Below are 18,520 nucleotides of genomic sequence, written 5' to 3'. Positions count from 1 at the left end.
AAACAGTGCCACCGGTGGCCCCTGCCACACCTCGCTCGTAGAATCGCGGAGTGCCTATGCGACGTGCTTACCTCGACCATGCGGCCACCGCCCCTACGCGCAGCGAGGTTGTGGCGGCCCTAAGCGCTGCACTCCAAATGACCGGCAACCCCTCAGCTCAACACGATTCCGGCCGACAAGCACGCTCAGCTCTAGAAGAAGCCCGCGAAAACGTAGCTGACCTGCTGCGCGTACGCCCCTCCGAAGTGCTCTTCACCTCCGGGGGAACCGAGTCAGACAACATCGGCATCCTAGGCACCTACCGCCGCTGCGTTGCCGACAACCCCAACCGCCGCCGCATCATCATGGGCGCCATCGAACACCCAGCAGTGCGCGATGCCGTCTTCGCCCTAGAAAAAAACGAAGGCGCAACCATCACAATCGTCGCCCCCCGCCCCGATGGCATCATCGCCACCGAGGACATCCGCGCCGCCATCGAAGATCCCAACAACGGCGGCCCCGACAACGTGGCCCTCGTGACAGTCATGGCAGTCAACAACGAAATCGGCACCATCCAGCCCACCGCCGCCATCGCCGAGACCTGCGCTGAACATGCCATCGCCTTCCACTGCGACGCAGTCCAAGGAATCAGCGTCCTCGACCTACCCCTGGACCACCCCGGCATCACCACCGCGGCCCTATCAGGACACAAACTCGGCAGCCCTGTAGGCATCGGCGTACTCATCGCCCGCCGCGACGCCCGCATCGCCCCCATCTCCTACGGCGGCGGACAAGAACGAGCCTTACGCTCAGGCACCCTTGGCCTGGCCCTAGCCCGTTCCTTCGAAACTGCCCTGCACAGCGTCGTCACCCACCGCGACACCGAAGTGGCCCGCCTGGTTGCCCTGCGTGACCGTCTAGCTCAAGGCATCCTCGAAAGCATCCCCGACGCCCACATCACCGGCGCATGGGCCCCCACAGACACCACCCAACGCAGCGCCAGCAACGTCCACGTCCTCATACCCCAAGCCCAAGGCGACTCCTTGCTCTTCCTCCTCGACGCCGCCGGCGTCGAATGCTCCACCGGATCTGCCTGCCACTCCGGAGTAACTCAACCCAGCCACGTTGTCCTTGCCCTCGGTCACGACGCTGAACTCGCTACCGGCGCCCTACGATTCAGCCTCGGCTACACCACCACTGACGCTGATATCGACCTGGCCTTAACTGCCCTACCTGAAGCAGTAGAGCGCGCCCGCAACGTCCACCGCCTCACCACACGAAAGAAAACCGCATGAGCCGCATCGTGGCCGCCATGAGCGGCGGAGTTGACTCAGCCGTAGCCGCCGCACGCATGGTCCAAGCCGGACATGACGTCATCGGAGTGCACATGGCTCTGTCCTCCAACGCCGCTACCTTGCGCGAAAGCGCCCGCGGCTGCTGCACCCTCGAAGACGCAAGCGACGCCCGTCGCGTCGCCGACAAACTCGGCATCCCCTACTACGTATGGGACTTTGCCGAAGAATTCCGCAACGACGTCATCGAAGACTTCGTCACCGAATACGCCGCCGGACGTACCCCCAACCCCTGCCTACGCTGCAACGAAAAAATCAAATTCTCCGCCCTGCTCGAACGCGCACTTGCCCTGGGATTCGACGGTGTAGCCACCGGCCACTACGCCCGCGTCATCGAACCCGGCGATCCCGAAAACACAACCGGAGAAAGAGAACTCCACCGCGCCGTCGACCACGCCAAAGACCAGTCTTACGTGCTCGGAGTCCTAGACGCCGAACAACTAGCCGCCTCCTGGTTCCCCCTAGGGGACACCACCAAACCCGTCATCCGCCAAGAAGCAGCCCGCCACGGCTTCTCCGTAGCGAAAAAACCAGACAGCCACGACATCTGCTTCATCGCCGACGGAGACACCCGTGCCTACCTCGCCGCGCGGCTAGGAAGCGAACCAGGCCCCATCACCGAACCTGACGGCACCATCGTCGGTGAACACGCCGGCGCCTACGCCTACACCATCGGCCAACGCCGCGGCCTCCACCTACAACGCCCCGCCGCCGACGGACGCCCCCGCTACGTTATCGGCACCGACCCCACCAGCAACACCGTCACCATCGGTCCCGAAGAACTCCTGCGCATCGACCGAATCGACATCGACCACCTCCGCTGGTCCAGCGCACGCCCCACCGGAGAAGCCCACCTGGGCGTACAACTGCGCGCACACGGACGCGAATACCCCGTCACCGTCACCGTCCCCGCCACGGACGAAACCACCCTTACCCTCCACCTACAAGAACCAGTCCGAGGCGTTGCGCCAGGACAGTCCGCAGTGCTCTACGACGGGCCACGCGTCGTAGGCTCTGGCACCATCAGCGCAACCGGCCGCAGCAACCGCACCAACTAACGAACACGCCTGCCCAACAAGTCGATACGGTTAAGACCACAAGCGCCCTCATGGCCGCTAGCGTTGGGGGGTGACCCGAGGAAATGTAGCCCTAACACGCAGCGAAGCCGCCCACCGCTCTACCCACCTGTACATCCACAACTACGAGGTTGACATCAACCTCGCCGCCGCAGCCGACACCACACTCGTCACATTCCCCGTAACCTCCCGCATCGAATTCGACTCCACCATCACCGAAACTTTCGCCGACTTCATCGGCGAAGACATCACCCACCTGACCATCAACGGACAACCACGAACCATCGAATTCGACGGCGCCCGCATCTACCTACGCGACCTGAATCACGGCCGCAACATCGTCGAAATCAGCGGACACGGCATCTACTCCCGCAGCGGCGAAGGGCTCCACCGATACGTCGACCCCAGCGACGCAAACACCTACCTGTACACCCAATTCGAACCCGCCGACTCCCGCCGCCTCTACCCCCAATTCGACCAGCCCGACCTCAAAGCCAGCTTCACCTTCACCGTCACCGCCCCAGCCACCTGGAAAATCCTCTCCGGCAGCCCCGAAGCCAACCGAACCACCATCCCCGCCCACAACAACCTGCCCGAACTCGCCCGCGTCACCTTCGCCCCCACCCCCCGCCTATCCACCTACATCACCTGCATCTGCGCCGGACCCTACGTCGGATACCATGACATCTGGACCGGGCTCGTCGGCCCCCACCACGACAGAGAACTCACCATCCCCCTAGGCATGTTCTGCCGCGCATCACTCGTCGATGCCTTCGACCCCGACGTCCTCTTCACCATCACCAAATCCGGACTCGACTTCTTCCACAACCACTTCGACACCCCCTACCCCTGGGGCAAATACGACTCCATCTTCGTCCCCGAGTACAACCTCGGCGCCATGGAAAACCCCGGCCTAGTCACCTTCACCGACGCTGGATACGTCTTCCAGTCTGGTGCAACCACAAACCAATACGAAGCCCGTGCCAACACTGTCCTTCACGAAATGGCTCACATGTGGTTCGGTGACCTCGTCACCCCCACCTGGTGGGACGACCTCTGGCTCAAAGAAAGCTTCGCCGAATACATGGGCGCGCTGGCCTGCGCCGAAGCCACCGAACACCACAACGCCTGGACCGCATTCGCCGCACGCCGCAAAGCCTGGGCCTACCAAGCAGACCAACTCCCCACCACCCACCCCATCGCCGCTGACATCCCCGACGTCGCCGCAGCCAAACAAAACTTCGATGGCATCACCTACGCCAAAGGCGCAGGCGTCCTCAAACAACTCGTCGCCTACGTAGGCCAAGAACACTTCTTCGCCGGCGCCTGCAGCTACTTCGCTTCCCACGCGTTCTCCACCGCAACCTTCTCCGACCTGCTCGAACACCTCGAACATGCCTGCGGCAAAGACCTACGCACCTGGGCCAAGCTCTGGCTCGAAACCGACGGACTCAACACCCTCATACCCCACGTCATCCGCAAAAACGACACCATCTGCGAACTGATCATCGAACAAAGCGGACAGCCCCAACGCCCCCACCAACTCATCGTCGGCCTCTACAGCTTCGACCCCCAAGGCACCCTGCGCCGAACCCACAGCATCGACGTCGAAGTCACCGGCCAACACACCCGCGTACCCGAAGCAGTCGGCTTCAACCCCGACCTAGTCCTCCTCAACGACGACGACCTCACCTATGCCAAAGTCCGACTCGACCCCGACTCAGCCCGCACCGTCGCCGCCCACTACAGCGACGTCGACACCTCACTAGCCCGCGCCGGACTCAGCGCAGCCATCTGGAACGCAGCCCGCGACGGTGAACTACCCGCGCGCGACTTCATCGACATCGTCTGCCGCCACGCCCCCCGAGAAACCGACACCGTCCTGCTCGTGGACCTCCTAGACCACCTCCAACCAGCCATCGACCAATACCTACCCGCAACCGAACGCCCCACAGCCAACGCCCGCGTCCTCGACCTGGCCTGGAACGCCATCCACGAAGTCATACCAGGGTCCGACGCCCAACTGAGCTGGGCCCGCACCTTCGCCCGCACCGCCGCCTCCCACGACGGACGAGCCAAAGACATCCACGACCTCCTCAACCACACCCACACCATCGAAGGCCTCGAACTGACCCCCGAACTACGGTGGCAACTCCTCGAAGCCCTCGCCGCAACCGGCCACGCCGACAGCGCACTCATCGACACCGAACTAGCCCACGACACCACCTCAGCAGCCCCCGTCCGACACCTCCGCGCCCTGGCCTCATTCCCAGACGCCAACACCAAAGCACGCACCTGGGAACGCCTCATGAGCGCCGACCCCGGATCAAACGACGAAGTCTCCGCCCTCACCGGCGGATTCGCCCGCCCCGGACACGCCCACCTCCTCCCCGAATACACCCAGCGCTACTACGACAACCTCCCCACTATCTGGAACACCCACACCCAAGAAATCGCCCAACGCATCATCCGCGGCACCTTCCCCACCTGGGACCCCTACCAACCCGGAACCCCCATCGAAGAACACGAAGGAGTACACCAAGCCGCCACCTGGCTCCAAACACACCCCGAGGCCCCCGCCGCCCTGCGACGCCCCGTCATCGAAAGCCTCGATCACCTCCGCCGCAGCCTGCGCGCACAACGCCCAGCCAACTAACAACCACACCGCGGCAGCCGGGAGCACATCACCCTGCCTCCGGCTCCCGCCGCGCCGGCAACGGCCTCGCATCCAACCGCCGCGTCAACGCCGCCGCCGTCACCGAATCCACCACCAAATCCGTCAACGCCCCCGACCGCAACGCACCCACCACCGCAGGCACCTTCGCTGTACCCGTCACCGCACCAATACGTCGCGGCAACCGCCCCAACACCGCAGGCGTTGGTCCCGTCGCCCGACGATTCAACTCGATATCGGCATACGTGCCGTCCTCACGCAAAAACACCGTGCACACATCACCCACCACCCCCAACCTGCCCAACCGCTCCACATCCGCACGCGACAAGTAATCATGCGAATACACGTGCGAAGGTAACTCACTGGCAAACGCCCCAATCCCAAACAACGCCACATCCAACCGCTGCTGCGCCGCCACCACCCGCTGCACCGACCGCTCACGCAACAACGCCCGCCGCGACTCCGCATAATCAAAAAACGCTGGCATCGGAAAATGATGAACCCGGGCTCCATACGCCTGCGCCGCCCGCCCCAAAATCTCTCCCACAAAAGTGATCCCACTGGACTGCGCACTAGCCGCACCGTTCAACTGCACCACCGACACATTCCGCAACGGCCGCGGCGGCAACTGCTCCACCACCGCAGCCACCGTCGTCCCCCACGCCACCCCCAACGACGCGCCATCATGCATGCACTCACTCACCAACGCCCCAGCCGTGCGCGCCACAGCATCCAACCGCGCCAACGGTGTACTCGTCGGACGCACATCCACCACATGCGCCCGCACCCGAGCCCGATCCAAATGTCGTTGTAACTCCCGCGGCGCACTTCCACCATCCACAATGCTGATCCGCACCACCCCCACCTCACGCGCCCGCGCCAACAACCGCGATACCGACGAACGCGACACCCCCAACCGTGCCGCAATCACCTCCATGGTTTCCCCAACCACGTAATACGAGCGCGCAACCTCCACCATCTGTCGTTCGTCCACAATCCACCACCATAGATGCACATTCGTGCACCCGCTGAACAAATGCTCACCCACCTGACAAAGTGGAAATAAACACCAATCGCCATGATGGGAGCACGCCCATGCAACGCACACAACTCACGCGTGAACAACGCGCACAAGCACTCAGGGAAATGGGCAGCGAGAAAGTCGACATCCTCGTTGTCGGCGGCGGCGTCACCGGAGCCGGAATCGCCCTCGACGCAGCTACCCGCGGACTACGCGTCGCCATCGTCGAAGCACAAGACTGGGCAGGCGGCACCTCCGCCTGGTCCAGCAAACTCGTCCACGGCGGCCTGCGCTACCTCTACCAATTCAACTTCGCCCTCGTCGCTGAAGCCCTCAAAGAACGCGGACTCCTACTCACCCGCACCGCACCCCACCTCGTCAAAGCCCAGCCATTCCTCTGGCCCCTGAAAACCCCCGTCGTCGAACGCTCATACAGCGCCGTCGGCGTCGGCATGTACGACATGCTCGCCCAATACGGCGGCGGCGGCCGCAGCGCCGTCCCAGCACAAAAGCACTACAGCAAAGAAGGCGCCCGCAAACTCTTCCCAGGAATCCGTGAAGACGCCCTCATCGGCGCCATCCGCTTCTACGACGCCCGCGTTGACGACGCCCGCCTCGTCATCGACCTCGTCCGCACCGCCCAAGGCTACGGCGCCCTAGCCGCAAGCCGCGCCCAAGTCACCGGCTACCTCAAAGACAACGTCGGCGGAAACCAGCGCGTCACCGGCGCCACCGTCAAAGACCTCGAAAGCGGACTCGAATTCGACGTACGCGCCGACTACGTCATCAACGCCACCGGCGTCTGGACCGAACAAACCCAAGACCTCGCCACCCAAGACGGCGGACTGCAAGTCCTAGCCAGTAAAGGCATCCACATAGTCGTGCCCAAAGACCGCATCGACGGCTCCGCAGGCATCTTCCTACGCACCGAAAAATCCGTCCTCTTCATCATCCCCTGGGACCGCTATTGGGTCATCGGCACCACCGACACCGAATGGACCGAAGACCTCACCCACCCCGTCTGTACCGCCGCAGACATCGACTACGTTCTCGAACACGCCAACTCCGTGCTCGCCACCCCACTCACCCGCGAAGACATCATCGGCACCTACGCCGGTCTACGCCCCTTGCTACAACCCAAAGTTAAAGGCAACGGAGGATCAGCCAAAGTCTCCCGCGAACACACCGTCGCCGAAGTCATGCCCGGACTTTCTGCCATCGCCGGCGGAAAACTCACCACCTACCGCGTCATGGCCGAAGACGCCATTGACTTTGCCCTCACCCGACTTCACGGCAAACAAGGCCCCAAAGAGCGCCCCTGCGTTACCGAACAAATCCCCCTCGTGGGCGCATCCGGATACCCCGCCTGGCAAGCCCAGCGTGACCGCATCGCCACCGACGAAGGCTTCACCCCCGAACGAGTCCAACACCTCCTTGATCGCTACGGCGATGAGCTACCCGACATCCTCGACATCATCGCCCAAAACCCCGACCTCGGACGCCCCCTGGAACAAGCAGACGCCTACCTGGGAGCCGAGGTGTCTTTCGCTGTCACCCACGAAGGTGCGCTGCACCTAGAAGACATCGTGCGCAAACGCATTCGCCTAGACTACGAACAACGCGACCGCGGGTTGGCCGCACTGCCCGAAATCGCCGAAATCGCCGCGCCACTACTCGGATGGGACGAAGAGACTATCGCGCGCGAAATCGACGCCTATCGTGAACGTGTCGAGGCCGAAGCCAAAGCAGAAAAAGAACAAACAGACGCCGAAGCGATAGCCGTGCGCCTGAGCGCCCCAGACATCACCCCTATGGTCTAAGGGACGTGGCAAACCCCACCCACAACTAAATACACAATCCTTACCCAACGATGTGTTAGGACTTCCCCCCAATGAATGCCTTTGTTACTGCGCCGGTTATTACCGCGCCCACGCTCGGGCAGATATTCCTTTCCGAGCTAGTTGGTACCGCTGTCCTCATTCTTCTCGGCGGTGGGGTAGTAGCCGGCGTAGTACTCCCTAAAACAAAGTCACACGCAGCGGGATGGGTAGCTATCACCTTCGGGTGGGGCTTTGCCGTTTTCTCGGCCGTATATGTCGCTTACCGTTCCGGGGCCCACCTCAACCCGGCTGTCACATTCGGCATCTTGTTCAGCGGAGCCGACGAGTACGCCAAAGGCGTGCCTATCAACATCACCACCACGATGATCTACATCATCGCTGACCTACTCGGCGCCTTCCTCGGCGCGATTCTCGTATTCCTCAGCTATAAAAAACACTTCGATGAAGATGCCCCCGCTGAAGACAAACTAGGCGTGTTCTCCACCGGCCCAGCCATCCGGTCCTACGGGTGGAACCTATTCACAGAAGCCATCGCAACCTTCGTCATGGTGCTAGTAATCCTGGAGTTTGGTCACTCCCCAGGCGAACTTGGCCCCCTCGCCGTGGCACTACTCGTCGTCGGTGTTGGCCTCTCTTTGGGCGGACCAACCGGGTATGCAATCAACCCTGCACGCGACCTAGGACCCCGCATCGCCCACGCCATCCTGCCGATCCGCGGCAAAGGCCCAAGCGACTGGGCCTACGCCTGGGTGCCCGTAGTAGGACCACTTATCGGCGGAACAGCGGCAGGACTGTTTGCGATGGTCTTCTGAGAACCCAGCAACTGCTTATTGATCTTTGTCACAAGGACGTGAAAGGCATATGTCATGACAACTCAAGAGGCCGCACTCCAAGAAACTCCGAAAAAATACGTGCTGGCCATCGACCAAGGCACCACCAGCTCACGGGCAATCGTGTTCGACCACAGCGGAAAGATCATCTCGGTCGGACAACTTGAGCACGAACAGATTTTTCCCAAAGCCGGCTGGGTGGAACACGACCCAATGGAGATCTGGCGCAATGTGCGCGAAGCCGTAGGCCAGGCACTATCGCGCGGTGAGCTCAACCGCCACGAAATCGCGGCAGTGGGCATCACCAACCAGCGCGAAACCGCAGTGGTATGGGACAAAAACACCGGTGAACCGGTTTATAACGCCATTGTCTGGCAAGACACCCGCACTCAGAAAATCTGTGACCGTCTCGCCGGAGAAGAAGGACCCGACAAATACAAGTCGGTGTGTGGTCTGCCACTGGCCACGTACTTCTCCGGACCGAAAGTGGCATGGATCCTGGAAAACGTTGAAGGAGCACGTGAACGCGCCGAAGCAGGGGACCTGCTTTTCGGCACAACGGACACCTGGGTCCTGTGGAACCTCACTGGTGGTGTGCACGGTGGAGTCCACCTGACTGACGTGACGAACGCTTCGCGCACGATGCTCATGGATTACCGAAGCCTGAAATGGGATGAGTCGATCTGCGCTGACATGGGTATCCCCATGTCGATGCTGCCCGAGATCCGCTCTTCCTCTGAGGTGTATGGCTACGGACGTCCGCAAGGGCTCCTGGTCAATACTCCCATTGCTGGAATTCTGGGAGATCAGCAAGCAGCAACTTTCGGGCAGGCCTGCTTTGAGCCGGGAATGGCGAAGAACACGTATGGCACTGGTTGCTTCATGCTCATCAACACGGGAACCAAGCCGGTAAACAGTGAAAACGGGTTGCTGACAACGCTGTGTTACAAGATCGGTGATGAACCGGCGGTGTACGCGTTGGAAGGCTCAGTTGCTGTGGCGGGGTCGCTGGTGCAGTGGCTTCGCGACAACATGGGGTTGATTTCTTCAGCTGAACAGGTGGAGGAATTGGCTGCAACGGTTGAGGACAACGGTGGTGCGTACATCGTGCCAGCGTTCTCTGGGTTGTTTGCGCCGCATTGGCGTCCAGAGGCCCGTGGCGTGTTCGCTGGGTTGACTCGATACGTGAATAAGGGGCACATCGCACGTGCGGCGTTGGAGGCTACGGCGTATCAGACGCGTGAAGTGATGGATGCGATGATCGCTGATGCTAAAGCTCACAATGTGGAGTTGAGTGAGCTCAAGGTCGATGGTGGCATGACGGCCAACTCGACCCTCATGCAGTTCCAGTCCGACATGTTGGGTGTGCCTGTGGTGTTGCCTTCGGTGGCAGAAACGACCGCCCTGGGTGCTGCTTACGCGGCAGGTATCGCGGTCGGATTCTGGTCAGGCGGGGAGGAAGTGGCGGCTAACTGGTCGGAGAGCCAGCGTTGGGAGCCGCGGATGCCAGCTGAGGAGCGTGAGCGTTTGCTCCGCAACTGGAAGAAGGCAGTCAGCAGGACGTTGGATTGGGTGGACGATGACACTGAGTGAGGTTGCGTGTTCCACTCCGTTCTGATCTAAACGGCAGGGAGGGGCTTTGTTACCGAGACTCGGTGATAGAGCCCCTCCCCGCCGTGGTGTGGTTTAGGCGTCGATTTCGGGGTGGGCGCTGAGGTATTTGGCGGCGTCGGTTTCGATGCCGCGGGATCCGTAGATGATGGCGGTGGTTAGGCCGCCCCAGATGATGCTGCCGAAGAGGGTCATCATGACGATGGCGATGGTGGACATGTTAGTGGTTCTCCTCGGCTGTGCTGGTGTAGGCGGCGGTGAGCCCTTCTTCGTAGTCTTCGTGGGCGTGCTCGGCGTCCAAAGTGGCGGACTGTTTCCAGGGAAGAAGGGAGACAGTAATGCCGAGTACCGGTAGCAGGAAGGTCATGCCCCAGCCGAAGGTGTTGACGAACCATTGCGGGTAGTCGCCGTAGGGTTTGGCTAGTTGGGTCGCTACGTCGGTGATGAGTAGGTAGGCCAGGGTGAGAGGAACGACTACGCCGACCAGGAACCGCCACGTGCGGTTGACTTTGAAGGTTCCGTGGTAGTTGAGGTGGTCACGTAGTGCTGGCAGCTTCTTGAAGATGTAAGTGATAGCCAGCATCATCACCATGGCGCCCAGGAGAATACCGAAGCTGTTGACGAAAGAGTCGAGGGTGTCCAGTACGGGCAGGCCGGTGTGGGTGCCCATGAGGGCGATGCTCAGGGTGGCTACGGGCAGGCACAGCAGCATGGTTCCGGCGATGCGGCCTAGGCCGAGTTTTTCGCGCAGTGCGGAGACGCCTACTTCCAGGATGGAGACCATGGATGTGACTCCTGCGATCAGCAGCGACAGGAAGAACAGCACGCCGATCAGTGAGCCGAAGGGGGCTTGGCTGATGATGGTGGGGAAGGCGATGAAGGCTAGGCCGATTCCGCTGGAAACTACTTGGGATACGGGAACTCCGGAAGCGTTGGCCATGAATCCCAGGGCAGCGAAGACACCGATTCCGGCGAGGAGTTCGAAGCTGGAGTTGGCGAAGCCGACGATGAGTCCTGAGCCGGTCATGTCGGTGCGGCGGTCGACGTAGCTGGAGTAAGTGATCATGATGCCGAAACCCACGGACAGAGAGAAGAAGATCTGGCTGACTGCTGACATCCAGACTTTGGGATGGGTGAGGGCGCTCCAGTCGGGGGTGAAGATCGCGTCGAGTCCGGTCAGCGCGCCGGGCAGAGTGAGGGAGATCGCGACCATGAGGGCGAAGGCTGATACGAGCAAGGGGATGAAGACGGCTGAGAGTAGTCCGATGCCTTTGTCGACGCCGGAGGCCATGATCGCGATGACGACGATCCAGACGATGATGAGGGGAATGGCTACGCCGGGGACGAAGTCGAAGCTGAGTGTGTTTGGTTTGGTTACTTGGACGAAGGTGTCCATGAAGAAGCGTTCAGGGTTGTTGCCCCAGCTGTGGTCGAGGGAGAAGCCGACGTATCGGGCGGCCCAGGCGAGGATGACGGCGTAGTAGGAGGCGATGATGACGCACACGAATACCATCCACCAGCCGATCCATTCGGCTTTGGGGTGGAGGCGTCGTAGGGCTAGGGGAGCGCCGCCGCGGTATTTGTGACCGATGGCGTAGTCGAGTAGGAGGAGGGGAATACCGGCTAGGAGGAGGGCGGTGGCGTAGGGGATCATGAATGCCCCGCCGCCGCCTTCGTAGGCGACGTAGGGGAATCGCCAGATGTTGCCTAGGCCGACGGCTGAGCCGATGGCGGCGAGGATGAAGATTTTGCGCGATGAGAAAGTGTCGCGTTGTGGTGGCGTGGTGCTTGCCGGTTGGGTGGTGTTCACCCGGTCACCTCCAGAGGGGTGGTTCTGAGCCGTGTGAGGCTCGTGTGCTGCGTTGTTGTTTTTGAAGTGGTGGGCCTGAGCATAGGTGTTCTTTTAATCTGTACCAGTGACTGGAGCTTCTGGTATCGGATCGTGGGCAGGTATTGACGTTTTTGCTGCTGTGGATGGGGTGGCTCAAACGGTGGGTGCAGTGGATTCGGCGGGTACGGGAGTGCGGGGTGTGCCGTATATGCCAGAGCTGCCAGCGCGGGGTCCGGGGGCAGACATGATTGGTCGCTCGGCCGCTGTATTGGCTGAATTGGCAGTGGATTTGCAGCCGTCGGGGTGGCGGTTGGTGGATCATGCTGGGGTTGATATGGCACGGGCGTCATCGTTTTTGCAGCAGGACAAAGACGTGGTTGCGGCGGCTTTTTATGGCTGGGATGGGGCATTCAAGGTGTCTTTTGTGGGTCCGTGGACGTTGGCGGCTAATCTTCGCCTTTTCCGGGGGGAGAGGGTGTTGGCCGATGAAGGGGCGGTGCGTGATGTTGCGCAGGCGTTGGGTGAGGGGATCGCCGAGCATGTGAGTCATATCGGCAGTCTTTTTCCGCAGGCGAGTGTGATTTTGCAGTTGGATGAACCGTCTTTGCCTGCGGTGTTGTCGGGGAGTTTGCGGACGTCGTCGGGGTATCGGTGTCATGCCGCGGTGGGGCAAGACGAGGTGGTGATGGTGATGCATCAGATGTGTGATCAAGTGCGTCAACGCAGTGCGGTGAAGTCGGTGGTGATGCACTGTTGCGCGCCGGGGGTGTCGGTGGGGTTGTTGCGTCGGGCGGGGGCTGATGCGGTGGCGGTCGATGTGTCGTTGTTAGATACGCGCCAGTGGGAGGAGTGTGCTGAGCATTTAGAGGCTGGTGGTGGGCTGTGGACGGGTGTTCCAGTGCCGTTGAATGGTGTGATGCCGGGGGCGCGTGAGCTGGCTGAACATGTGGAGCGTCCGTTGGGGATGCTTGGGCTGGGGGGTGAGGCAGCGGATTTGATTACGGTGACGCCGGCGTGCGGGTTGGCTGGTGCGGTGTCGGCCTCGTTTGCTGCCGGGGTGCAGGCACGGGTGGTGGATGCGGCGAAGCTGTTCCGCCAGGACGTGGTTGCGTGAGAGGTTGATGGTGTTGCTGGGTTTACGAACTGGGCAGGGGTGCCGATAGGGGGCTGATCCCTATCCTGGGCCTAGAGTCCTTTTTCGTGAAGGCCGTGTTCACATGAGTCAGTCTCGTATTACCCGAATAGCTGCGATTGTTGCGGCAGTTCTTGTTGTTGTTGCTGCGGTGTGCACGGTATTCACCGTACGTGCCGCCGGTGCTTCGACGAAGGCATCTTCGGCGCGTTATACGTCGATTGCTGCGGCGCAGGACATTTCCGCATCATCGGCTTTCCTGACCAATATGGTGCGTGCATATGTCTCCACCGGTGATAGGCAGTGGCTTGACGCGTATTGGAAAGAGATTGACGAAACTAAGCGCCAGGAGCGTGCCCTGGCTACTTTGCGCCAGTTAGAAACTCCTGATTCTGAGCTTGCAATGGTGAAGAAGGCTTCGGATGATTCGGGGGCGCTTGTTGCCGCAGAGACACGTGCTATGCGGTTGGTTCTTGAAGCTGGAAATGTTTCTACATCGCAGATGCCTAAAGCGGTTGCTGCGTGGAACATGACGGCGGAGGATTCGGCGCTTTCAGCGGCTAAGAAACGCGAAACCGCTATTGATCTGGTGTACGGCAAGGATTACCAGAATGCGGCCGGTGGGATTATGGCCTCTATTGACAAGTTTGTTGAGACGCTCACTAACCGTGTGACGCAAGATTCAAAAGATGCGCAAAGCTCACGTCAGGCTGCTGAGATTTTTCTTGTTCTCTCGGCAGCGGCCTTAGCGGCTGCTCTTGTTGCTGTTCTTGTTGTTTTTAGTCGTCAAATGGGCCGTGTTGTTCGTGAGTATGCCCACAACATTAATGTTCGCGATCCGAAGGATTTGACGTTCCGGCTCACTCCAGCTGGGGTAACTGAGTTGCATGATCTTGCGCGTGCCTTCAACAGCCAGAACGATCAGTTCAATGAAATTCTCACTACGGTTGCTGCGACTGCTCGGTCGTTGGCCAGTGAGTCAGGGCAGCTTCAGCAAACGGCCGAGCGGCTCTCTCGCAACGCCGAGGACACACGCACAGCGGCAGACACGGCCTCTACAGCTGCTACCTCGGTGACTGGTGATGCTTCGACGGTGGCCGCGGGCACCGAGGAGATGACAGCTTCGATTCGTGAGATCTCGGGATCGGCGGTGAAGGCTTCGGAGGTGGCTCGTGAGGCGGTGCGGGCTGCAGAAGAGACCACAGTCACGGTGGCTAAGTTGGGTGAAAGTTCGGCGCAGATCGGTGATGTGGTCAAGTCGATCACGTCGATTGCTGAGCAGACAAACTTGTTGGCTTTGAATGCCACGATTGAGGCAGCCCGTGCTGGAGAGGCCGGTAAAGGTTTTGCTGTGGTTGCTGGTGAGGTCAAAGACCTTGCTCAGCAGAGCGCTTCTGCCACGGAAGATATTTCGCAGCGGGTGTTGTCGATTCAGCATGATGCGGAGGAGACGGCTGCGGCGTTGATCACGATTAGCCAGATCATTGAACGCATCAATGAGAGCCAAACCACGATCGCTTCGGCGGTGGAGGAACAGACTGCTACTACCAACGAGATGAGTAGGTCTGCGCATGACACAGCCGAGTCTGCGATGGGGATTAGCAACAACATCAGCTCAGTGAGTTCCTCCGCGAGCCATGCAGCTGAAGAGGCTCATCACACGCAGGAGTCTGCGGCGACAGTGGCTCGTTTGTCTGCAGAGTTGGATACGTTGGCGGGTAGTTTCCGGCTCTCTTAAAGCCGGAAACGGCTGAAGTTTGTGTAGCCAGGCCGGTGGTGTGCGGCACCATGGGGGAGTGAGTTCTTCCACGCACAGCACCGGTCTTTCTTCTTCCCCTGACGCGGCGGGTGTCGTTTCTGCTGCTGATGAGCCATCATCGGCGCAGCGGCACCAATGGGAGGAATTGGCTGAGCAGGTGCGGGAACACCGGCGGTTGTACTACGAGCAGCAGCCGGTTCTCTCTGATGGTGAGTTCGATGCGCTGTATCAGCGCCTAGTGGCCTTGGAAGAGCAGTATCCGCAGCTGCGGGTGCCGGATTCGCCGACGCAGCAGGTGGGGGGCGGCGTTTCTGCTGAGTTCACGGCGGTAAATCACCTTGAGCGCATGTACAGCCTTGACAATGTGTTTGACGAGGCCGAGCTGCGGGAGTGGTTTGATCGTGTGCTTGCCGAGACGGAAACAGCTGAGGGTGAGCTGCATTTCCTCACGGAGCTGAAGATTGATGGGTTGGCGATCAATCTGCTGTATGAGAACGGTCAGTTGACGCGGGCATTGACGCGTGGGGATGGGGTTACTGGTGAGGATGTGACAGCGAATGTGCTCACTATCGCTGGTGTTCCGCACACGTTGACCCAGCCAGCGGATGCTCATGATGAGGATTCGGTGCGGGTACCGATTCCTCAGATGGTCGAGGTGCGGGGGGAGATTTTCTTTCCGACGGAGTCGTTCACCGAGTTCAATGCTGCCCGCGTGGAGGCCGGGGAAAAGCCGTATGCGAATGCGCGTAATTCAGCTTCGGGGTCGTTGCGGCAGAAAGATCCAGCTAAGACGGGTAAAGCGCCGTTGCGGATGCTGGTGCATGGCATTGGTGCGCGCAGTGGGTTTGATGTGCAGCGCCAGAGCCAGGCATACGAGATTCTGCGTGGTTGGGGGTTGCCGACGGCGTCGAACAATGTCACGGTGACCCGGTTTGAGGACATCGTGGAGCGGGTCCGGTATTTCGGTGAGCATCGTCATGACGTTGAGCATGAAATTGACGGGATCGTCATCAAGGTAGATGAGGCCTCTACGCAGCGCCGGTTGGGGTACACCTCGCGGGCTCCGCGCTGGGCGACGGCGTATAAGTATCCGCCGGAGGAGGTGACGACCAAGCTGCGTGACATTCTCGTGAATGTGGGGCGTACGGGTCGGGTGACGCCGTTCGGGATGATGGAGCCGGTCACGGTGGCTGGTTCGACGGTGGGTATGGCGACGTTGCATAACGCTTTTGAGGTGCGGCGTAAGGGCGTGCTTATTGGTGACACGGTGGTGTTGCGTAAGGCCGGTGATGTGATTCCGGAGATTTTGGGGCCGGTGGCGGATCTGCGTGATGGCAGTGAGCGGGAGTTTGTGATGCCGACGCATTGCCCTAGCTGTGGCACTGAGTTGGCGTATGAGAAAGAGGGCGATAAGGACATTCGTTGTCCGAATGCACGCTCGTGCCCGAGCCAGTTGAAGGAGCGTTTGTTCGCGCTCGCGGGTAGGGGGGCGTTTGATATTGAGGCGTTGGGCGAGGCTGGTGCGGTGGCGCTGGTTGACCCGGAGGCGGGGCGGCCTGAGTGGGCTGATGAGCAGGGGGTGCCTCGTGATGTGCCGGTGTTGGCTAGTGAGGCGGGGTTGTTTGATCTGACGGTGGAGGATTTGCGGGGGGTGCGGGTGTGGCGTACGCCGCGGCGGCGTCGGGCTGGTGAGGTGGTGGAGTTGCCGCCGGAGAAGCAGTTGTATTTCTGGACGGCGGCGAAGTACACGGCTAATGGGCAGGTGAAGGAGCCTTCGAAGCCTCGAGTGACGACGGATAAGTTGTTTGACCAGTTGGAGGAGCGTAAGTCTCAGCCGTTGTGGCGGGTTTTGGTGGCTTTGTCGATTCGTCATGTGGGGCCGACGGCAGCGCGTGCATTAGCGGCGAAGTATGGGTCGATGGATGCTATTCGGGCTGCCCATGTGGAGGATTTGGCAGCTACTGATGGGGTGGGGCCGGTGATTGCGGAGTCGGTGCGTGCGTGGTTTGAGGTTGATTGGCATGTGGAGATTGTTCAGGCGTGGGCGCGTGCTGGGGTGCGGATGGCCGATGAAGTGGATGAGTCGGTGTCGGCGACGTTGGCTGGGTTGACGGTGGTGGTGACGGGGTCGTTGGAGGGGTTTACGCGTGATGGTGCTAAGGAGGCGATTTTGGCTCGTGGCGGTAAGGCGGCTGGGTCAGTGAGTAAGAAGACTGACTATGTGGTGGTGGGGGCTAATGCTGGGTCGAAGGCAACGAAGGCGGAGTCGTTGGGGCTGCGCATTTTGGATGAGGAGGGGTTTGTGGCTTTGCTTGCTGGTGGGCCGGTTGCTGTGGGTGATGAGGTGGGGCAGGAGTGAGTGCAGGTAGGGGCGTGGGGGTGGGTGCTGTGTGGCCGGGGTTGGTGTTTTCTGCGCTGGTGGGGGTGGCTGCGATGGGGGGTGTCCTGGTTGTTGGGGTTGGTGGTTCCGGCGGTGAGTGCGCTGTTGGTGGCGATTGTGCTGGGGGTGGTGGTGGGGAATGTGGTGGAGTTGCCGTGTAGGTGGGAGCCGGGGATGGCGGTGGCTTCTAAGCGGGTGTTGCGGGTGGGGATTGTGGCGTTGGGGTTGTCGTGTTCGTTGGTGGATGTGGTGGCGTTGGGGTGGGGCACGGTGGTGTTGGTGGTGGCGGTTGTGGTGGCTGGGTTTGTTGCTGCTGAGGTGGTGGGGCGGTTGTTGGGGGTTTCGCGTGGGTTGCGCACGTTGATTGGTGCGGGGTTTTCGATTTGTGGTGCGGCTGCGGTGGCGGGTGTGGAGGATTTGGTTGAGGACAAGGATGAGTCGGATGTGGTGACGGCGTTGGCGTTGGTGGTGTTGTTTGGCACGCTGATGATTCCGTTGATTCCGGTGTTGGCTGGTGTGGTGGGGTTTTCGGTGGTGCAGGCGGGTAGGTGGGTGGGGGCTTCGACGCATGAGGTGGCGCAGGTTGTTGCTGGTGCTGGGGTGGTGGGGCCTGCTGCGTTGACGGTTGCGGTGATGGTGAAGTTGGGGCGGGTGGTGATGTTGGCGCCTGTGGCGGCGGTGCTGTCGTTGGGAGTGCGTCGTCGTGTGCGTGCTGCCGGTGGGCAGGGTCGGGTGTCGTTGCCGCCGGCAGTTCCGTTGTTTGTGGTGGGTTTTTTGGTTGCGGTGGGTGTGCGCAGTGTGGGGGTGGTGCCGGTGGGAGTGTTGGAAATTGCTCGGTGGGTTCAGGTGGTGTGTTTGTCGACGGCGATGTTTGCGTTGGGGTGTGGAGTAAAGGCGTCGCGGTTGCGGGCAGTTGGTGGGGCTCCGGTGGTGTTGGCTGCTGTGGTGACGGGGGTTGTGGTGGTTGTTGGTGGGGTTGGTGCGGGGTTGCTCGGCGCGTGATGGTGTCGTTTTGGGGTGTTTGGCTGCGAGAG

The 18,520-nt window shown here is 60.9% G+C and carries 13 protein-coding genes; 10 read left to right on the top strand and 3 right to left on the bottom strand.

The window, feature by feature from the left end; genetic code table 11:
- Positions 1-56 precede the first annotated feature (56 nt).
- From AC2T9U_RS08930 to pepN, 3 genes are all read left to right on the top strand, one after another.
- Positions 57-1,274: a cysteine desulfurase family protein gene (locus AC2T9U_RS08930; RefSeq protein ID WP_493695863.1), complete on the top strand. Its 1,218-nt coding sequence runs from the start codon at positions 57-59 to the stop codon at positions 1,272-1,274.
- Positions 1,271-2,389 (top strand): tRNA 2-thiouridine(34) synthase MnmA, encoded by a 1,119-nt coding sequence (gene mnmA, locus AC2T9U_RS08925; protein ID WP_208303027.1) that lies wholly within the window; start codon positions 1,271-1,273, stop codon positions 2,387-2,389. Before AC2T9U_RS08930 ends, mnmA begins: the two co-directional genes overlap by 4 nt.
- Before the next feature lie 70 nt (positions 2,390-2,459).
- Entirely contained in the window at positions 2,460-5,063 is a 2,604-nt protein-coding gene (gene pepN, locus AC2T9U_RS08920) for an aminopeptidase N (RefSeq protein ID WP_493695862.1), read from the top strand.
- A gap of 28 nt (positions 5,064-5,091) precedes the next feature.
- Here the strand turns inward: pepN and AC2T9U_RS08915 are convergent, their stop codons facing one another.
- Positions 5,092-6,075 (bottom strand): sugar-binding transcriptional regulator, encoded by a 984-nt coding sequence (locus tag AC2T9U_RS08915; RefSeq protein ID WP_493695861.1) that lies wholly within the window; start codon positions 6,073-6,075, stop codon positions 5,092-5,094.
- A 101-nt stretch (positions 6,076-6,176) separates the two neighbouring features.
- Here AC2T9U_RS08915 and AC2T9U_RS08910 point away from each other — a divergent pair, with 101 nt between their 5' ends.
- The 3 genes from AC2T9U_RS08910 to glpK all read left to right on the top strand — a co-directional run bounded on the left by AC2T9U_RS08910 (position 6,177) and on the right by glpK (position 10,366).
- Positions 6,177-7,922, top strand: coding sequence for a glycerol-3-phosphate dehydrogenase/oxidase (locus AC2T9U_RS08910; protein WP_115029447.1), 1,746 nt, complete (start codon positions 6,177-6,179; stop codon positions 7,920-7,922).
- Positions 7,923-7,993: 71 nt separating this feature from the next.
- A complete protein-coding gene (locus AC2T9U_RS08905) occupies positions 7,994-8,755 on the top strand; it encodes an MIP/aquaporin family protein (protein ID WP_493695860.1) in 762 nt (253 codons plus the stop codon).
- Positions 8,756-8,809: 54 nt separating this feature from the next.
- Complete coding sequence (gene glpK / locus AC2T9U_RS08900; RefSeq protein WP_208303031.1) at positions 8,810-10,366, top strand: glycerol kinase GlpK; 1,557 nt, start codon at positions 8,810-8,812, stop codon at positions 10,364-10,366.
- Positions 10,367-10,459: 93 nt separating this feature from the next.
- Here the strand turns inward: glpK and AC2T9U_RS08895 are convergent, their stop codons facing one another.
- Positions 10,460-10,603: a methionine/alanine import family NSS transporter small subunit gene (locus tag AC2T9U_RS08895; RefSeq protein WP_115029454.1), complete on the bottom strand. Its 144-nt coding sequence runs from the start codon at positions 10,601-10,603 to the stop codon at positions 10,460-10,462.
- Between the two features lies 1 nt (position 10,604).
- On the bottom strand, positions 10,605-12,194 hold the full coding sequence (locus tag AC2T9U_RS08890; RefSeq protein ID WP_493695859.1) for a sodium-dependent transporter: 1,590 nt from the start codon (positions 12,192-12,194) through the stop codon (positions 10,605-10,607).
- A 106-nt stretch (positions 12,195-12,300) separates the two neighbouring features.
- On the opposite strand from AC2T9U_RS08890, the gene AC2T9U_RS08885 reads away from it, so the two are divergent.
- The 4 genes from AC2T9U_RS08885 to AC2T9U_RS08870 all read left to right on the top strand — a co-directional run bounded on the left by AC2T9U_RS08885 (position 12,301) and on the right by AC2T9U_RS08870 (position 18,488).
- The gene (locus AC2T9U_RS08885) at positions 12,301-13,329 is read left to right on the top strand and encodes a uroporphyrinogen decarboxylase/cobalamine-independent methonine synthase family protein (protein WP_493695858.1); all 1,029 of its coding nucleotides are present in this window, start codon (positions 12,301-12,303) and stop codon (positions 13,327-13,329) included.
- A gap of 103 nt (positions 13,330-13,432) precedes the next feature.
- The gene (locus AC2T9U_RS08880) at positions 13,433-15,085 is read left to right on the top strand and encodes a methyl-accepting chemotaxis protein (RefSeq protein WP_493695857.1); all 1,653 of its coding nucleotides are present in this window, start codon (positions 13,433-13,435) and stop codon (positions 15,083-15,085) included.
- A gap of 58 nt (positions 15,086-15,143) precedes the next feature.
- Positions 15,144-17,465: an NAD-dependent DNA ligase LigA gene (ligA, locus tag AC2T9U_RS08875; protein WP_493695856.1), complete on the top strand. Its 2,322-nt coding sequence runs from the start codon at positions 15,144-15,146 to the stop codon at positions 17,463-17,465.
- Between the two features lie 81 nt (positions 17,466-17,546).
- On the top strand, positions 17,547-18,488 hold the full coding sequence (locus tag AC2T9U_RS08870) for a YeiH family protein (protein WP_493695855.1): 942 nt from the start codon (positions 17,547-17,549) through the stop codon (positions 18,486-18,488).
- Positions 18,489-18,520 lie beyond the last annotated feature (32 nt).

It is taken from the genome of Dermatophilus sp. B7861-1 (assembly GCF_058996045.1).
The sequence above is the reverse complement of the archived record's forward strand: the minus strand, read 5'-3'. Positions and strand labels throughout refer to the sequence as shown.

Coding starts and splice junctions, on each gene's coding strand:
- AC2T9U_RS08895 (WP_115029454.1), bottom strand. CDS start 10,603: ATGTCCACCATCGCCATCGTCATGATGACCCTCTTCGGCAGCATCATC.
- AC2T9U_RS08910 (WP_115029447.1), top strand. CDS start 6,177: ATGCAACGCACACAACTCACGCGTGAACAACGCGCACAAGCACTCAGG.
- AC2T9U_RS08905 (WP_493695860.1), top strand. CDS start 7,994: ATGAATGCCTTTGTTACTGCGCCGGTTATTACCGCGCCCACGCTCGGG.
- AC2T9U_RS08930 (WP_493695863.1), top strand. CDS start 57: ATGCGACGTGCTTACCTCGACCATGCGGCCACCGCCCCTACGCGCAGC.
- glpK (WP_208303031.1), top strand. CDS start 8,810: ATGACAACTCAAGAGGCCGCACTCCAAGAAACTCCGAAAAAATACGTG.
- mnmA (WP_208303027.1), top strand. CDS start 1,271: ATGAGCCGCATCGTGGCCGCCATGAGCGGCGGAGTTGACTCAGCCGTA.
- AC2T9U_RS08880 (WP_493695857.1), top strand. CDS start 13,433: ATGAGTCAGTCTCGTATTACCCGAATAGCTGCGATTGTTGCGGCAGTT.